The organism is Brevibacillus sp. IT-7CA2 (assembly GCF_949767855.1).
Classification (GTDB): Bacteria; Bacillota; Bacilli; order Brevibacillales; family Brevibacillaceae; genus Brevibacillus.
Window position 1 is genome coordinate 1 of the sequence record NZ_CATKQT010000022.1, and the last position, 15,642, is coordinate 15,642.

At 45.3% G+C, this 15,642-nt stretch carries 15 protein-coding genes and 1 pseudogene; 13 read left to right on the forward strand and 3 right to left on the reverse strand.

The annotated features are described in order from the left end of the window. Positions 1 to 69 precede the first annotated feature (69 nt). Positions 70 to 627 (reverse strand): TetR/AcrR family transcriptional regulator, encoded by a 558-nt coding sequence (locus tag ACM6JA_RS12885; protein WP_414852596.1) that lies wholly within the window; start codon positions 625 to 627, stop codon positions 70 to 72. Between the two features lie 172 nt (positions 628 to 799). Here ACM6JA_RS12885 and ACM6JA_RS12890 point away from each other — a divergent pair, with 172 nt between their 5' ends. The 10 genes and pseudogenes from ACM6JA_RS12890 (at position 800) to ACM6JA_RS12935 (ending at position 9,085) form a co-directional block, all read left to right on the forward strand. Next, complete coding sequence (locus tag ACM6JA_RS12890) at positions 800 to 1,780, forward strand: NADP-dependent oxidoreductase (protein ID WP_414852597.1); 981 nt, start codon at positions 800 to 802, stop codon at positions 1,778 to 1,780. 569 nt (positions 1,781 to 2,349) lie between these two features. Then, the gene (locus tag ACM6JA_RS12895; RefSeq protein WP_414852598.1) at positions 2,350 to 2,967 is read left to right on the forward strand and encodes a hypothetical protein; all 618 of its coding nucleotides are present in this window, start codon (positions 2,350 to 2,352) and stop codon (positions 2,965 to 2,967) included. A gap of 582 nt (positions 2,968 to 3,549) precedes the next feature. Then, entirely contained in the window at positions 3,550 to 4,548 is a 999-nt protein-coding gene (locus ACM6JA_RS12900; protein WP_414852599.1) for an ankyrin repeat domain-containing protein, read from the forward strand. Between the two features lie 145 nt (positions 4,549 to 4,693). After that, entirely contained in the window at positions 4,694 to 5,371 is a 678-nt protein-coding gene (locus tag ACM6JA_RS12905; protein ID WP_414852600.1) for a hypothetical protein, read from the forward strand. Between the two features lie 38 nt (positions 5,372 to 5,409). Continuing rightward, the gene (locus tag ACM6JA_RS12910) at positions 5,410 to 5,643 is read left to right on the forward strand and encodes a hypothetical protein (RefSeq protein ID WP_414852601.1); all 234 of its coding nucleotides are present in this window, start codon (positions 5,410 to 5,412) and stop codon (positions 5,641 to 5,643) included. Positions 5,644 to 5,866: 223 nt separating this feature from the next. Then, positions 5,867 to 6,034: a hypothetical protein gene (locus ACM6JA_RS12915; protein ID WP_414852602.1), complete on the forward strand. Its 168-nt coding sequence runs from the start codon at positions 5,867 to 5,869 to the stop codon at positions 6,032 to 6,034. A 137-nt stretch (positions 6,035 to 6,171) separates the two neighbouring features. After that, entirely contained in the window at positions 6,172 to 6,309 is a 138-nt protein-coding gene (locus tag ACM6JA_RS12920; protein WP_414852603.1) for a hypothetical protein, read from the forward strand. Between the two features lie 44 nt (positions 6,310 to 6,353). Then, positions 6,354 to 6,575, forward strand: a complete 222-nt coding sequence (locus tag ACM6JA_RS12925) for a hypothetical protein (protein WP_414852604.1) — start codon at positions 6,354 to 6,356, stop codon at positions 6,573 to 6,575. 164 nt (positions 6,576 to 6,739) lie between these two features. Beyond that, a pseudogene (locus ACM6JA_RS12930) lies at positions 6,740 to 6,949 on the forward strand (DUF418 domain-containing protein); the annotation flags it as partial. A gap of 93 nt (positions 6,950 to 7,042) precedes the next feature. Next, complete coding sequence (locus ACM6JA_RS12935) at positions 7,043 to 9,085, forward strand: molybdopterin-containing oxidoreductase family protein (protein ID WP_414852605.1); 2,043 nt, start codon at positions 7,043 to 7,045, stop codon at positions 9,083 to 9,085. A gap of 92 nt (positions 9,086 to 9,177) precedes the next feature. Here ACM6JA_RS12935 and ACM6JA_RS12940 read toward each other — a convergent pair whose 3' ends face one another. Beyond that, entirely contained in the window at positions 9,178 to 10,359 is a 1,182-nt protein-coding gene (locus tag ACM6JA_RS12940; protein WP_414852606.1) for a NupC/NupG family nucleoside CNT transporter, read from the reverse strand. A gap of 207 nt (positions 10,360 to 10,566) precedes the next feature. On the opposite strand from ACM6JA_RS12940, the gene ACM6JA_RS12945 reads away from it, so the two are divergent. Then, the gene (locus ACM6JA_RS12945) at positions 10,567 to 11,103 is read left to right on the forward strand and encodes a DL-endopeptidase inhibitor IseA family protein (RefSeq protein WP_414853123.1); all 537 of its coding nucleotides are present in this window, start codon (positions 10,567 to 10,569) and stop codon (positions 11,101 to 11,103) included. Positions 11,104 to 11,159: 56 nt separating this feature from the next. Here the strand turns inward: ACM6JA_RS12945 and asnB are convergent, their stop codons facing one another. After that, positions 11,160 to 13,010 carry an asparagine synthase (glutamine-hydrolyzing) gene (gene asnB, locus ACM6JA_RS12950; protein ID WP_414852607.1) on the reverse strand — a complete coding sequence of 617 codons (1,851 nt, stop codon included), beginning with the start codon at positions 13,008 to 13,010 and terminating at the stop codon, positions 11,160 to 11,162. 131 nt (positions 13,011 to 13,141) lie between these two features. On the opposite strand from asnB, the gene ACM6JA_RS12955 reads away from it, so the two are divergent. Both ACM6JA_RS12955 and ACM6JA_RS12960 read left to right on the forward strand, forming a co-directional pair. Then, positions 13,142 to 14,893, forward strand: coding sequence for a LytS/YhcK type 5TM receptor domain-containing protein (locus ACM6JA_RS12955; protein ID WP_414852608.1), 1,752 nt, complete (start codon positions 13,142 to 13,144; stop codon positions 14,891 to 14,893). Further along, on the forward strand, positions 14,893 to 15,621 hold the full coding sequence (locus ACM6JA_RS12960) for a LytR/AlgR family response regulator transcription factor (protein WP_414852609.1): 729 nt from the start codon (positions 14,893 to 14,895) through the stop codon (positions 15,619 to 15,621). Before ACM6JA_RS12955 ends, ACM6JA_RS12960 begins: the two co-directional genes overlap by 1 nt. Positions 15,622 to 15,642 lie beyond the last annotated feature (21 nt).

The window sequence follows — 15,642 nt, forward strand, 5'->3', positions numbered from 1 at the left end:
TGGCTTTGCCAGTTTAAAGCCTTTATTTTCACTGTCTATTAATTTATTTTTCAAATTTTAATACGCTATTTATTCGAACATTTGCAATTGAATTCGATTCAGCAAATTCCAATATTGTTCAACCATGACCGATGCCGGATACGGCATCGAATGGGTAATCCACCATTCCAATACACCCACTCCCGCTGAAATGAAAAATTGCACCGTAATATCCTTGTTCAATTTCTGATCGAGATTGATCGAATCCAGATGCTCGCTCAGACTTTGCCGGAACATTGTCTCCATTTGGTTTCGGAAAACCGCGTTACCCTTGCTCTTCAGCATTATGGAAAAGAAAGAAGCATGCTGCTCCAAATATTCAAACGTGCGCTGTAGCGCGGTTTTGGAAGTGAGATGAACTAAGCCCTCTTCAGGTATACAATTGCGCAGTAACTGGTTAATTTGATCTTCCATACATTGATCGAGTAGATCGTACTTATCAGCGAAATGCAAATACACCGTTCCTCGATTGACATTCGCTTCCTCCGCAATTTGATTGACCGTCATGCTCTCGAAGTCCTTTTCTGACATCAGCCTCATAAAAGCATTCATAATCGCTTGCCTCGATTTTTGAATACGTCTGTCCATATCGTTCTCCCCTTTATCCTATATAAAATGAACATATTGAAGCCCTCTGTTGAAAAATCAACAACCGGGCTTGTTTTAACCATTGAACAGCATCTATCGCTCTGATACGTTTTAATATATAAAACACATGTTGAAAATTCAACTTATGTTCAATTTAAGAGGAGGCATAATCATGAAAGCTATTGCTTTGACAGGCTTTGGAATCCCCGAAGTACTAGAGGAACTGGAAGTGCCAGTTCCCACACTCACCGATACACAAGTTCTAGTCGAAATGCGCGCCTCTTCCATTAATCCTGCGGATATTCTAATGCGCAGCGGCGCGATTCTTCAGAGTCCGATGGCTGATAAATTTCCGGCTCAACTGCCGATCGTTCTTGGTTTTGATGTAGCCGGCATCGTAAAAGAGGTTGGCGAAAAAGTGCGTCATTTCAAGTCGGGGGATCGTGTAATGGGCTTGGTTCCGATGGGTTCCTACATGGACTACGTTGCGGTGGAGGAAGATCATCTTGCTGTTATCCCGGAGAGTCTTTCCTTCGAAGAGGCAGGCGCCGCGCCTGCGGTTGCCCTGACAGCTTGGCAAGCGCTGTTTGAGCATGGCCGTCTCCAACCGAGACAACGCATCCTTGTTCATGCTGGTGCCGGAGGTGTGGGACATGCGGCGGTCCAGTTGGCCAAGCAACATGGAGCATATGTTATCGCAACCGCGAGGGACTATAATCATGATTTCGTCAAAGGACTCGGTGCGGACGAGGTGTTCGACTACACGAAAGTCGACTTTGCCGCCCAAATAACCGATCCTATCGATATCGTGGTTGATTCCGCTATGGACCCATCCACAATCGGTACCGGGCTACCAGGAGATCGGGGAGAGAAAAACTACTCGGTCATCAAGGATGGCGGCTCCTATATTTCAGTGGCGGCATTTACGATCAATCAATATCCAAAGGTCCGAGGCATTGACGCGCATTTCTTCCATGCAAGACCCAACCGTGCCGATTTTGATTCTATTGTTCGCCATATGCAAAAGAACAAGTTGAGTATCCACATTAATGAGACCTATCCCTTTACTGCTCAGGGCCTGCTTCAGGCGTACCGCAAAAGCGAAGAGCTGCCGAAACGGGGGAAAATCGTCATATCGAAAAGCATGGGGTAAACATCTTGCTTAGTGAAATGGGATGTCTCAAAAGTAAGTTTACGCACTTGACGGATAGCTTGCCTGATCAAATCATTTTGCAAAAATAAAGCAATGGCGGTGCTGGGTTCCCCCTCACTGCCATTGCTTGTTTCCGTCTTCTTGAGCAGATAATATTACGATTACAGTTATTGAAATGTTGCGTTAATCTGCCCGTTAGTTGAATAACAGGCGCTAGTCTAACACTTTATTTTTCGGTCTAATACTTTATTTTACAGTCTACAACTTTATTTTTACGGAACAATTCTGCTTTATCAAATGGAAAGTTCTTTTAAAACGCTGATAAAGTAAATGCGAACGAAGTTTATGAAAAGCTAAATATTACCTACGGAAATACCGCGGGATAGGCTCTTGTGATGAACAAGGGTCTATCTCATTTTTATTTGTAGGAGGAAATGATGCGCCAGATCTTATATACGGAGGAAATTCTGATTAACATCTTAACAGAGGTATATTCTGATCTAGGAAGACCCCGGAAATTTACGATTCTTTTGTATAACAAGTATAGGAATGTAAGTAACCATCGGAGCGTGTTACCGACTGTTTCAACTATTATTGGAAGGTTTGGTTCATGGAGCATTGCTTTATTAAAAGCCAATATTACCAATTCAAAATCAAGTTCTCCTAAGAAGAAAACAAATTTAATATACCCATTCACAGCAGAAGATTGCATCCATGCGCTCAAATTAGCTGCATCTGAAATTGGTCCCATCTTTACAATTGATAAGTACATGAATTGGAATGAGAAGCACGGTAAGAAATATCCAACGAAGGCTGTTATCGAGAACAGATTAGGAAGTTGGACCAGTGCTAAAAGAGCAGCTGGACTCTTCGCATATAGAGGATTTAATAAGGAGGAATGCTTGCGATCCCTTAGGGAGGCAAAATCAATGTGTACTTTAGAAGTACTGACCGAACAAGCTTATGAAGAGTATAGAAGTGGGATTGAATCAATACCTGATGTGTTAAAAATTCAATTTATTCTAGAATGTAGATGGTCAAACGCAAAAAAAATGGCAGGAATTCAAGAACAAGAAGTTGATAAGCTTTTTTCCATCGAAGATTGCCTTAATGCTGTGAACGAGGTAGCTGAACATTACAGTGGCCAGCTAGAAACAGACAAGTCTAGACACAGACAATTAACATGATGCATAAAAGGACTAAATGAGTAGTGAAAAGAACGACACCACAATCTCGATTAATTTTGACCAAGAGTCTCGATCGTACTTAGGGAACAGCCATTTAGTACATACAGCGGGATAGGCTCTTGTGATAATCAAGCGTCTATCTCGTTTAGATAGATCTTCTAATATCAACTGTGCATTAAGAATGTTAAATTGAGGGAGACTGCGGATGTTACCAAAACGATAAAGTTGGAAGTTGTATAGCGTTCTTTAAGTGGAAAAAAATTGCTTTGACATTCGAGAGCTTTGAAGCAACTCCTTAAGGCATAATACATCAAAAGGGCGTAAATTACTTCCATAGCCTTTATATTGAATTGAAGAATGATTAAGTAAAGAGTGCGCCTACTTTTGGTGCTCTTTTTTTATGAATCGATCCTAAAGATGCCTCAAAGTGGGGTGTAAACCCAGAAAAGGGATAGTAGTGTCTACTAGCCTCCACAATTAGCAAGAGGTCTAAATGATTCTCATTTTAAAGATTCAGACCACTTTAAGCCTAATTGAAATACTGATGTGGTATAATCTACCTAATCAGGAGGTCATAAAGACATGTCAATTAAGTTGAAACGGAGTTTACTGTTTAGCGTGGTTATAATTATTTGCTTGGCAACTTGGACTATAGTGCTACAAAGTATGACAGAATCTAAAGTGGTATCAAAGTCATCCCAAAAAAATAATAATAATCAGAATGTCGTTAATAAATATAGCGTAAAAACAGAGGCAGAAATAAATCAATCTATTCAAGTAACACCAATTCAAGAGGACCTTTCAGTTAGTAATTCTAATTATGGCACGGTTAAAGATCAGGAGATGAATGTTGTAACCAATTCTAATCATAAAGTGCCAAGTCGAGTGGACAAGACAACATTTCATACTCCTACTCGTTTTCAACCCGAAGTATCAATGAATCTCGATTATGACCAAATGAATTGGCTTAGAACTGACCCGGGAGCAAATGTTGTAGCGATCTCAGAAGAACATATGCCTTCAGAAGAAGCACGGCAAGCAAGGAGAGAGTTAGAGGCGTCTGATCTTCAATTTAATGTTCTGCATTTCGCTGCTGCCGCTAGTGACAATGAAGTAGAAAGGCTACGTTTATTTTTGAAAGCTGGGATGGACCCTAATGCGTATATGGAAATGGACAAAGGTTACAAGAGAACAGCACTTGCCTTCTCCGTTGCAGACGGTCATCTGGATGCATCAAGGTTCCTTTTAGAAAATGGGGCTAATCCGAACTTTTTGTCTGGTCAACATTCCATGATGATGTTCGCAGTAGCACAAAAAAATTATGACATGGTTAACGAATTACTTGCGCATGGAGCTGACCCTGACTTGAATTATCAGCACTTTAAATCACCACTAATGCGTGCAGTTCAGGACAACCGTTTAGATATTGTACAGCTATTATTGGATTACGGAGCCGATCCGATCCTTGCAACACAGTATGCTACTGAACACCCGACCAAGTTGGGGACCCCAATCGCAGAGGCAAGAATGTTGGGGAATCGTGAAATGATTGCATTACTAGAAGCATACATCCAGGATTAGAACAGCGTTTGTTAGAGCGTAGAAATAGGGTTCAGGCTATTATTCTGGAAATCATTAGCCTGATAAGGTATAATTTCCTTATTATAGTTCTTTAGTACTCGTACTTTTTACACTTCAAATCTAACAGGCAACGGAGAATGTGATTATGAAAAAAGTAGCAGGAATCACGCTTATGGTAGCGTTGCTAGGTTTCAATGCATACCTGTGGCCAACATTGATTAAGGAAGTAAAAGCCGATCAGAAAAACACGAAAAGCGTCCCAAAAGCAACGCAAACGACTTCGGCTTCGCTTTTGTCAGTTTCGACTCCGGTTATGGATTTAGCCAATCAAGGGACGAGGCCAACCAATGTATCAGCGTATCCGGTTGAACAACCAGTAGTTCAGTCAACCCCATCAGAGTTGGTAGGAAGCAAGCCTGGCACAAAAGCGAAAGAGCAGTCATCTACAAAGGCCGTACAGACGGCTTCAAACAAACAACCAAAGAAAACGGTCAAAAAGCCTTCCAAACCATCGAGACAATCGGATGGTCCAGACGTTCAGATGTCCTTTACAGTTGAGCCAACTAGGATACATTATGAAGAGACGACCTATACAACGACGAGCAGCTACGGCGGTGGGTCGTTCAATATGCCGCTCCAATATAATCCGTATACGGGAAAAGTCGAAGAACCATTCAAAATTACTCTAGACAACATATATCCTGATACTCCGACGTTGGACGAACACAAACAGAGACTTGGTATTCCAGTGACTGTTGAACCGTATGTACCTCCTGTAAAAAAGGATCAACAACGACTCGCACCGCAGTCTTATCCAAGATGATAGGATAATGTGGGATCAAATGAGTAGCCTATGATCGGATGGCGATTTATATGAGAATATATCCACGTCAAAGAACTAATTGTTTTTTTATCGAAGATATAAGCGGGGATTGCTATCTTTCTGTTGAAGATCCTTCACGTGATATGTGCCCTAGCGATGTTGACCATATTTATAGAGGAGTTTTTGAAGGAGTCTATTATCCGGTAGTCACAACGGATAACAAAGAAGGAAAGGATAAAGTGGGGTACTTATCTCCAGAAGATTATTCATAATTAATAATTATACATCAATAAGAAAAGCACTCATCGCCCGTCATTTCATGTCTTATAGAAGGAAATTTGCCTGAACGTGAGACAACTAACGTACGAGTAATTCACGGGGTCACTACAAAAAGCGCCTGGTAACAAGGGCGTTTTTTGTTTGTGCGAGGGGAAAGTGCTGTGTCATTCTGTGGAGAGAAAATTTCATTGGCCTATTTAGAAAGGGGAGAAGGAAATGTCTACGATTGAACAGATTACCGAGCATATCTTGATTATGCATGCAACTCATGACTGGGATCGCCCCATCCTAGCAGCCATTACGGTGGCAAGGAAAACCCTCTTGATTGATGCTGGAAATTCACCGGTGCAAGCTGCGTTGTTTCGTGAGGGTTGCATAGGTTAGTCGTTCGTCTTCCAAATCTGCTCATACTGACTCATTAGCACTGGGATCAGCCATTCGTAATGTCAACATGGATCTACCTACCATCGCGCAAGCAAAAACCGCACATTCATTGAGCAAGCTGAAGGGGCTGGAATAGTATGGAACAGATCTGTAAGGAGAAGATCATCAATGCCAGCACGATGGCGAACATCAGAAAAGAGTGCGGAATGAACCGGGACTTGATCCCAATAGTCGAGCAGGATATCCTATTTGACTCTTGGTATAATGAATTATAAATAAAAAGGAGCTAGTTCTATCTTTACGAAAAGGAAGGACTTACATGATTATAAGAGAAACGATTCTTGATGTACTTTCTAATAGCCTTTTTATGAATGATGAAAGGAAGATCGAAGCATATCATATTGATCTAAATGAACATCTACTTGATAGTAGATGTAAAGAATATCATCATATTGGAAATTATCCAGACGCTTGGTCAAGTGAAGATAAATTAATCATTGATTGGTATGGTGTTCACATGGTCTTTGTTTCTGAAGATTAAGATAATCCTTGGGCTGGCTAGTAGGGGGTCACATTGCTTCTTTTCTTCATTTCAACTAATCCGAAAACGTAACTTTTCGGATTAGTTGTTTTAGACAACAGGAAGATCATGGTGTAATAAGTCTACACATTCCTTACATACAAAAGTGTTTTGTAAATTAACCTTTTTTTGTATGGAATGAAGCGATGCTTGTTCTTTTCTTGTCACCAGTAGCACTTGAATTAGGGGGACATGTTAGTAACGGGATGGCTGCTTTGATTGCCGTGGCTATTTGGAGCCTTTCTCTGCTATTGGCCACGCTTTTAGAAAAGCACAATCTGAACGGACCATTAGAAATCGTAATGAGACGATTGGTATATAAAAAAAATCAGTAACTTATCATTCGCGCAGGGGTAGTACCTTCTTTTTTCAATCGATTATAATAGCCTATAAAAGCTAGTTACTGTTACGAGAAAGAAGGAACCTCCATGACTTATACGACCCAGGAAAACGGTGTTTTTCCAGCAGTCTGTTCACTTGATTGCCCGGACCAATGTGGATTGCTCCTTCATAAAAAAGAGGGGGAAATCGTCAAAATAGAAGGGGACCCGAACCATCCGGTGACGAAGGGGAATATTTGCAACAAAGTCCGCAACATGACAGAGCGCATTTACGATCCCAAGCGACTCACGCATCCGTTGAAGCGTATTGGCACAAAAGGGAGCGGGGAGTTTGTTCGAATCAGTTGGGAGGAAGCCATCACTACCATAGCTGAACGCTGGCGTGCCTTGATCGACTCAGACGGTCCCGAGAGCATTTTGCCTTACAGCTTTTACGGAAACATGGGGCGGATTAGTGTGGAAGGGATGGATCGCCGCTTTTTCCATCGTATGGGGGCCAGTCAGCTTGACCGTACGATATGTAACAGTGCAGGGGCGGTAGGGTACAGCTACACGATGGGTGGAGCCTTTGGAACAGATCCGGAAGACACCGTTCATACCCAGCTGTTCATCATGTGGGGGATCAATACGGTTAGCACCAACATGCATCAAGTGGTGTTTGCGGAACAGGCTCGAAAAAACGGGGCGAAAATCGTCGTGATTGATGTTCATAAAAATCAGACAGGGCGATGGGCTGATTGGTTTATCCCGATTTTACCCGGAACAGACACGGCTTTGGCTTTGGGTATCATGCATGTGCTTTTTGCAGAAAACTTGGTAGATTCAGCCTTTATGGAAAAGTATACGGTCGGACATGAAGAGCTAAGGGAGCATGTACGTACCTACGATCCTGCTACCGTATCAGCCGTAACCGGTGTCCCTGTCGACGATATTTACAAATTGGCGAGAATGTATGGCACCACCTCCCCGTCCTTTATTCGCATTGGAAATGGCATTCAGCATCACGACAATGGTGGAATGTGTGTAAGGACGATTGCTTGTCTTCCGGCCCTGACAGGGCAGTGGCTTGTCAAAGGCGGTGGGGCCAATAAAGGGAATAAAGGTTTCTTGGAGCACAACAAGCTTGCCGTGCAGCGACCAGATTTGCTGGCCAATAAACAGACGAGAGTCATCAACATGAATGAACTTGGGAAAGCGTTGCTCGATACAGATCCACCGGTGAAATCGCTCTTCGTCTATACGAGCAATCCAGCCATTGTCGCACCGGAAGGAAACAAAGTACGGGAAGGCTTGGCGAGAGAGGACTTGTTCACGGTCGTACACGACTTATTTTTGACGGAGACGGCTCTTTATGCCGATATCGTTTTGCCAGCGACGTCTTCTTATGAAAATACGGATTTTTACACGTCGTATTGGCATCATTACATTCAACTTCAGCAACCAGTGATCGCCCCATTTGGAGAGAGCAAGTCCAACACGGATGTTTTCCGCTTGCTGGCTGCTGCCATGGGATATGACGAACCTGTTTTTCAAGACAGTGATGCAGAGATGGTCAGACAGGCGCTGGAGGGACACGACAATCCTCATCTGGAAGGAATCACGTATGAAACTTTGGTCGAAAAACAATATGCCAAAGCCAATATGGAACCTTTCTTTTTGGAACATCTTCCCACCCCAAGTGGAAAAATTGAGCTTTACTCGGAAGCAATGGCAAAGCGAGGGCTGCCCCCATTACCGACCTATACGCCATTGGTGAATGATGGGGATTTCCCGTATTTATTTGTCCCGGGGCCGAATCACAATTATTTGAACTCCACGTTCTCAAATAATGAAAAACATAAGAAGATGGAAAAAATACCTCGTGTACACATGAATGTGACGGATGCTAGTGCTCTAGACATTTGTGATGGAGATACGGTCCGCATATGGAATGAGCGGGGAGAGTGCGAACTCGTGGCATCTGTCGGTGAAAATGTTCTCTCGGGTGTAGTCGTGAGCCAAGGCTTATGGGCAGACAATGAAGGTCCGAAGCATTATGTAAATGCCCTCACACCAGACCGAATCGCGGATATGGGCGGAGGAGCGACGTTTTTCTCTGGACGTGTTGATGTGGAAAAGATCATTCGATAATAAGCAGCGAGTACCCGACTGTAGCAGGGCACTCGCGGTTCATGAAAAAGTGTCCCTACTGCACATGGCAGAGGGACACTTCTTCTTTTCGATTACAAAACAAAGCTGACGACGATACCGGACAAAAGACTAACCAGCGTGGCACCGAACAACAGCTTCAACCCAAAGCGAGCGACCACATTGGATTGTTTCTCATTCAGCCCTTTCACCGCACCAGCGATAATGCCGATGGAGGAGAAGTTCGCGAACGAAACGAGGAAGACAGAGAGAATTCCTACTGTACGTGGGCTCAGTTCAGATACGACTTTACCCAGCTCGATCATCGCCACAAACTCATTCGTTACGAGCTTCGTCGCCATGATACTACCAGCCGTCATCGCTTCCGCAAAAGGAATGCCCATCAGGATGGCAAAAGGAGCGAAGACAAAGCCGAGCATTTCTTGGAACGTCCAGCCGAAAATCATGCCGAACAAGCTATTCACAGCCGCGATCAAGGCAACAAAACCGAGCAGCATAGCGCCCACGACTACTGCTACCTTGAAGCCGTCCATGATGTACTCAACGAGCATTTCAAAAAAGGACTGCTTTTCATTGCTTTGAATCTCCAGTAAATCTTCTTCTTCGTTCACTGTATAAGGGTTGATGATCGAAGCGATAATAAAGCCGCCAAACAGATTCAAGAACAGGGCTGTGACAACGTATTTCGGCTCAATCATCGTCATATACGCACCGACAATCGACATCGAAACAGTAGACATGGCTGACGCGCATAGTGTATACAGACGGTGCTCTGGCAAGGAACCGAGCTGTTTTTTCACAGTGATGAATACTTCATTTTGGCCGACAATAGCGGAAGCGACAGCGTTGTAAGACTCCAGCCTTCCCATGCCGTTAATTTTGCTCAGAACAAAGCCAATTGCCTTCATGATAATCGGCAAAATCTTGAAATGCCGCAAAATACCGATGAGGACGGAAATGAAGACGATTGGGAGCAATACACCAAGGAAAAAGGACATTTGTCCGTCGTTTGCCAGATTGCCAAATACGAAATTGATCCCTTCCGCAGCAAAAGCAAGAAGCTTTTCAAACGATTTGGAAATGGCTGAAACGAATATAAACCCAAACTTGGTATGCAGAAGAAGAAAGGCGAGCAAAAATTGCAGAGCAATCATGACGATGATGGGTCTGTATTTGACCTGTTTACGTCCATTGCTCCCCAACAATGCTAACCCGATCACGATGAGTAAGCCAGCGATGGGAATGATGAAATTCATTACAACCTCCAAGAAATTAAATATTGCTAAACTTAAAAGGCAAAAAAACGCACTTCCCGACAAGAGAAGTGAAAGCGGTTTATATTCTATCATCTTGATAATATGATTGCAATTTATATGTATGTTCTGAATTGTTGTCCGTTACGTTTGGAAAGCTGAAATCGGGCGTACTAGCATAAGCCCACCACCATACGGTTTATGGAGGAGGTGAAATCCTTGGATGAGTTGCAGAGGCTCAAGCAGTTTATCACTTCAGCAGAGCATGTCTGGACTCAGATCGCGAATTCGCCGAGAGGAAAGCCTGTGTATACCGTAAACGGTGTGGATTACACGCCATTGCCCGAAAAATACAACACCAAACGAAAAATCTCCCGTATTTTCCGCCGGTATTGGGGGAAGCAATTGACGGAAGTGATGATTCGGAATCTCCATTTGCGGATGCTAAAAGGTAAGCTCTGTGTTCCTTATCGTGACATCCCACCTTTTCCTGCAACCGTGTTGTCGTTGCAGATAAAAGTGAATCTGCCGGATCATCGGACCGTGGCTGCGATACTGAGCGGGGGAGGGAAAAAAACACGAGTGGACTACCGGTTGATCCGAGTCGGCGCAACCAAAACGTTCACGATCATGAAACGCTCAGGCGAGCAGTTTGATCTGAGATATCAATCTCTTGCTACCATACCCCTCAACCCGAAGGCACAACCCGTACGTAGAACCAAGCAACGGGGAAGAACCAAAAAGTAACGAAAAGCTCCTCAATTCCCCCGAATCATAAGGGGCGAGGAGCTTTTGTAATATAGTTAGGCACGAATGGAAACACGGTATTCCCGCAGCCAATAATCCAGTTGGCCGAGATAGGCGAACAATTGGGGTGTACTCATGAGCTGACCGAAAAACGGAATGCTCGAAGCCTGTGCATCTGACTCGGCAATTTTTCGAATCGTTGGTACATCTACCAGTTGAAGCAGTGGAGAGGAAGAGTCGTTTACTATATCCAGCAGCCAAGACCGAACGGCTTCCGTATAGGCGGGATTGTGTGTTTTCGGGTACGGGCTTTTCTTGCGATACAGCACTTCGTCCGGCAAGATTCCTTCCATGGCTTTTCGCAAAATTCCTTTTTCCCGATTCCCGTGCGTCTTCATATCCCATGGGATGTTCCAGACGTATTCCACGATGCGATGGTCACAGAACGGCACGCGCGCCTCCAGACTGGCCGCCATACTCATTCGGTCTTTGCGATCCAACAGCGTGTTCATGAACCACGTTATATTCAAATAAAACATTTCCCGTCGGCGAGCTTCAATGGGATTTTCGCCTGGAAGATGAGGGACTTCATCGAGGGATTCCTCATACCGCATGGCAACGTATTCCTCGGGTTTGACCCAATCACGAAGATCAGGGGATAGCCAGGAGGAACGTTCCTTCGTCGCTCTCGACCATGGGAACGTTCCGGCATTCAGCAGTTCCTCGCGATGAAACCACGGATACCCGCCAAATACTTCATCTGCGCATTCTCCTGAGAGGACGACGGTCGTCTCTTTTTTTATTTCTCGGCAAAACAGGTAAAGCGACGCATCCACATCAGCCATCCCCGGCAAGTCGCGGGCGAGTGTTGCTGTTTTCAGGGATTCAATCAAATCGTCTGTGTCAAATTCAATTGTGTGGTGCTGGGTTCCGAGAAACTTTGTAACCAGCTGCACATAAGGTTCATCCTCATTCGGTTGAAAAGTACTTGCCTTGAAATGTTTTCGGTTGTCTACGTAATCGATGGAGTAGCTGTGAAGGGTTCCACGGCCTGTTTTTTGAAAATGATCTGCCGCAACAGCTGTGATAATACTCGAGTCTAACCCGCCCGACAAGAGGGTCGAAACGGGCACATCCGCAACCAATTGGCGTTCAATCGAATCCGTGACTAACTCCCTGACACGTCCAGCAGTTGTCTCCAAGTCATCCGTATGTGGGTGGCTTTTGAGCTGCCAATAGCGTTTTTGCTTGACGCCATCACGAGTGACCAACAGATAAGCACCGGGCCGAACCTCGTGTACGTTGTGAAAAACACCATGGCCAGGCGTACGGGCGGGACTGATTCCGAAAACCTCTGCCAAGCCTTCACGAGAGAGCTCTGGTTTGACTTCGGGGTGAGCGAGCAAGGCTTTTAGCTCGGAGGCCAGCAGAAATGAACTGCCTCTTTGCGCATAAAACAGCGGCTTAACCCCCATACGGTCACGGCCGACAAACAATCTTTGTTCGCGTTCGTCCCAGATCGCAAAAGCAAAGATGCCGTTTAGCTTTGACAGACAATCTGGCCCCCACTCCAAATACGTGTGCAAAAGTACCTCCGTATCCGAGTGAGATTGAAAGGTATGTCCGCAAGCAAGCAGTTCTGCTCGCAAATCCTCGGTATTATACAATTCACCATTGTAAATCATGGTGCAGGCATGTTTGTTTTTGAGAGCCGACGACATAGGCTGCTGTCCGCCAGCAGGGTCTACGACCACAAGGCGGCGATGACCGAGGGCCGCGCGAGGAGTCAGCCAAAAGCCTTCTGCATCAGGGCCTCGATCCTTGAGGCATTGGGTCATTTTTTGCAGCACATCACGTTCACCAGATAAGTCCTTTTCCCAATCAATCCATCCTACAATTCCACACATGGCATGATCACCCTTCTCCTGAAGCATTGCACACACAGCGTATGCAATCAGCCTAGCGAGGTTGTCTGTCCAGCAGGGAATTGAGGGTAATATGCGGAATTTATAGAAGATTTAAAATAAGGGAGGCTGCGGTGGACAATCTCACGTTATTGCTCATTGAAAGAATGGGCATTCTTTTGACGCTGGCATTTATTTTGACAAGGACACCATTGTTTCGCCAGCTTTTAGACCGCGAATTGCACGTAGGGACGTCAATCGCATTTTCCGTGATGTTCGGGTTTTTTGGGATTGCGGGTACATATGCAGGAGTGGTCGTGCAAGGGGATAGCTATCTTCCTGCGTTTTGGATATTTCGCTTGTCTTATGACGAAATTATCGCCAATTCTACTTTGGTAGGAGTCGTTATTGGAGGTTTGCTAGGAGGACCTCTCGTTGGTCTGGGGGCAGGTGTCATTGCTGGGCTTCATGTCTTCCAATTGGGAGGATTCGCCGCAGCACCGATGGGCTTGTCGATCCCGATCACGGGGTTGCTGGCAGGATACGTAGCGCGTTTTTTCTCGCAGGAGCGGGTTATTTCTCCGTCCAAAGCCATGTTCATCGGCATGTTCGCGCCCATTATTCAGATGTCGCTTTTATTGATCATGGCAGCTCCTCCAGAATTGGCGCGAACCATGGTCAACGTGATTGGGATTCCGATGGTGCTGACGAATAGCGTTTCGATTGCGATTTTTACGACGATGATACGGGTTGCCTTGCAAGAGGCAGAACGTTCGGCTGCCATTGAGGCGGAGCGTTCCTTTACGATAGCGGAAAGAATTTTGCCACACCTGAAAAGGGGGCTTACACCGCAGACAGCTCAGTCAGCAGCCCTCGTCTTACAAAAAGAAACGAAAGCAGCAGCCGTTGCTGTAACCGATCGAGAACGGCTCCTTGCGCACGTGGGAGTGGGGGCAGATCATCATCATCCGGGAGAAGCGCTCAACAGTGAGCTCGATAAGCGGGCTCTGTATAGCGGTGGAATCGACAAGGGATTGACGCGAGAGAGCATAGGGTGCAAGCGCAAAAATTGTAACCTGCATGCAGCGATTCTCGTGCCGATTAAAGAGGGGGACAGCGTCGTTGGTCTGATCAAACTCTATTATCGGAGGCCGCAACAAATAGGAAAAGTCCAGGAAGCACTAGCAAAAGGACTTGGCAACCTGATCTCCAATCAATTGACCCTATCTCTCACGGAGCAAATGAAAGGGTTAATGAAGGATGCAGAGTTGCGGATGCTACAGGCACAGATTCATCCTCACTTTTTGTTCAACACGTTGAATTCGATTGTGACCTTGATACGAATTGATCCGCAGCTAGCCCGGCATATGACCATTCAGCTTGGCGTGTTCATGCGATTCAATCTGAAGCTCACAGCGAGTCCGCTTGTCACCGTGAGACAGGAGTTGGATCACCTGTATGCTTATTTGGAAATTATCAAAATCAGATTTTCCGAGCAATTCGCCGTTCGCACCATCATTGATGCGAGGGTAGAGGAAGCCCTTATTCCTCCTGGCACGTTGCAGCCGTTATTTGAGAATTGCATTCAGCATGGTGTTCGCGACATCACGAACGGTGGTGAGATCATCCTCCATGTGAAACGGCAGGATGTGCACGTTGTTTTTCAAATCGAAGATAATGGCGAAGGCTTTCCCGACAACTTGCTGCCAGTTCTGGGAAAGGTGCCTATGGAGAGTAAGGAGGGCAACGGAATTGGCATCCATAATGTTAACCAACGCCTGATCAGCTTGTGCGGACAAGATGCCCAACTTCATTTTGCCAATAAACAAGAAGGCGGCAGTACGATTACCTTTACCATTCCGATTACAAAAGAGGTGAGTGCCTGATGCCAATACGCGTCATGATTGCAGAAGACGAGCGACTAGCACGCGAAGAACTGAGCTATTTACTGCTACAAGAAGGGGACGTAGAATTGCTGCCCTATGCCACTAACGGCCGAGAGCTGTTGGAAATGGTCGATGTGCACGAACCGGATGTCGTCTTCCTCGACATGAAAATGCCTGAGCTGGAAGGGGCACAGGCAGCAAGAATGCTCGCATCACGCAAGCAGCACCCCCTCATCGTTTTTTGTACCGCGTATGAGGAATTTGCCATCGATGCGTTTAAGCTGTACGCCGTCGATTATTTGTTAAAGCCTACGGAACCCAAACGGTTGGTAGAAACGATGCAACGGATACGAGAGCGTCTGGTCAAGGCGAAAGTAGAGCCTGTCCAGACAAAACGAACCAAGCTGTTAGTAGAAGACAATAGCAGATTAGTGGTCATTGATCCAGCGACGATTGTCTATGCGGTGCGGGAGGAGCGATATGTGCAAATCGTCACCCAAACAGCAACCTACTCGACGCGGATGACCTTGACACAACTGGCGGAAAAGCTTTTCGCATACGACTTTTTCCGTACCCACAAAAGCTATTTGGTCAATCTTCAATTCGTGAGCGAGCTCGAACCATGGTTCAACGGTGCCTACAACCTGATTTTGAAGGAAGAAGGAAGACCGCGTATTCCCGTATCTCGGACCTCCGCCAAGGATTTGCTCAAACGTCTCGAGGAATAAGCCTGGTGATCCATCGTTTGC

Excerpts from the sequence above, each read along its gene's own strand:
- ACM6JA_RS12885 (WP_414852596.1), bottom strand. The coding sequence starts at position 627 with ATGGACAGACGTATTCAAAAATCGAGGCAAGCGATTATGAATGCTTTT.
- ACM6JA_RS12890 (WP_414852597.1), top strand. The coding sequence starts at position 800 with ATGAAAGCTATTGCTTTGACAGGCTTTGGAATCCCCGAAGTACTAGAG.
- ACM6JA_RS12900 (WP_414852599.1), top strand. The coding sequence starts at position 3,550 with ATGTCAATTAAGTTGAAACGGAGTTTACTGTTTAGCGTGGTTATAATT.
- ACM6JA_RS12905 (WP_414852600.1), top strand. The coding sequence starts at position 4,694 with ATGAAAAAAGTAGCAGGAATCACGCTTATGGTAGCGTTGCTAGGTTTC.
- ACM6JA_RS12910 (WP_414852601.1), top strand. The coding sequence starts at position 5,410 with ATGGCGATTTATATGAGAATATATCCACGTCAAAGAACTAATTGTTTT.
- ACM6JA_RS12915 (WP_414852602.1), top strand. The coding sequence starts at position 5,867 with ATGTCTACGATTGAACAGATTACCGAGCATATCTTGATTATGCATGCA.
- ACM6JA_RS12920 (WP_414852603.1), top strand. The coding sequence starts at position 6,172 with ATGGAACAGATCTGTAAGGAGAAGATCATCAATGCCAGCACGATGGCG.
- ACM6JA_RS12925 (WP_414852604.1), top strand. The coding sequence starts at position 6,354 with ATGATTATAAGAGAAACGATTCTTGATGTACTTTCTAATAGCCTTTTT.
- ACM6JA_RS12935 (WP_414852605.1), top strand. The coding sequence starts at position 7,043 with ATGACTTATACGACCCAGGAAAACGGTGTTTTTCCAGCAGTCTGTTCA.
- ACM6JA_RS12940 (WP_414852606.1), bottom strand. The coding sequence starts at position 10,359 with ATGAATTTCATCATTCCCATCGCTGGCTTACTCATCGTGATCGGGTTA.
- asnB (WP_414852607.1), bottom strand. The coding sequence starts at position 13,010 with ATGTGTGGAATTGTAGGATGGATTGATTGGGAAAAGGACTTATCTGGT.
- ACM6JA_RS12960 (WP_414852609.1), top strand. The coding sequence starts at position 14,893 with ATGCCAATACGCGTCATGATTGCAGAAGACGAGCGACTAGCACGCGAA.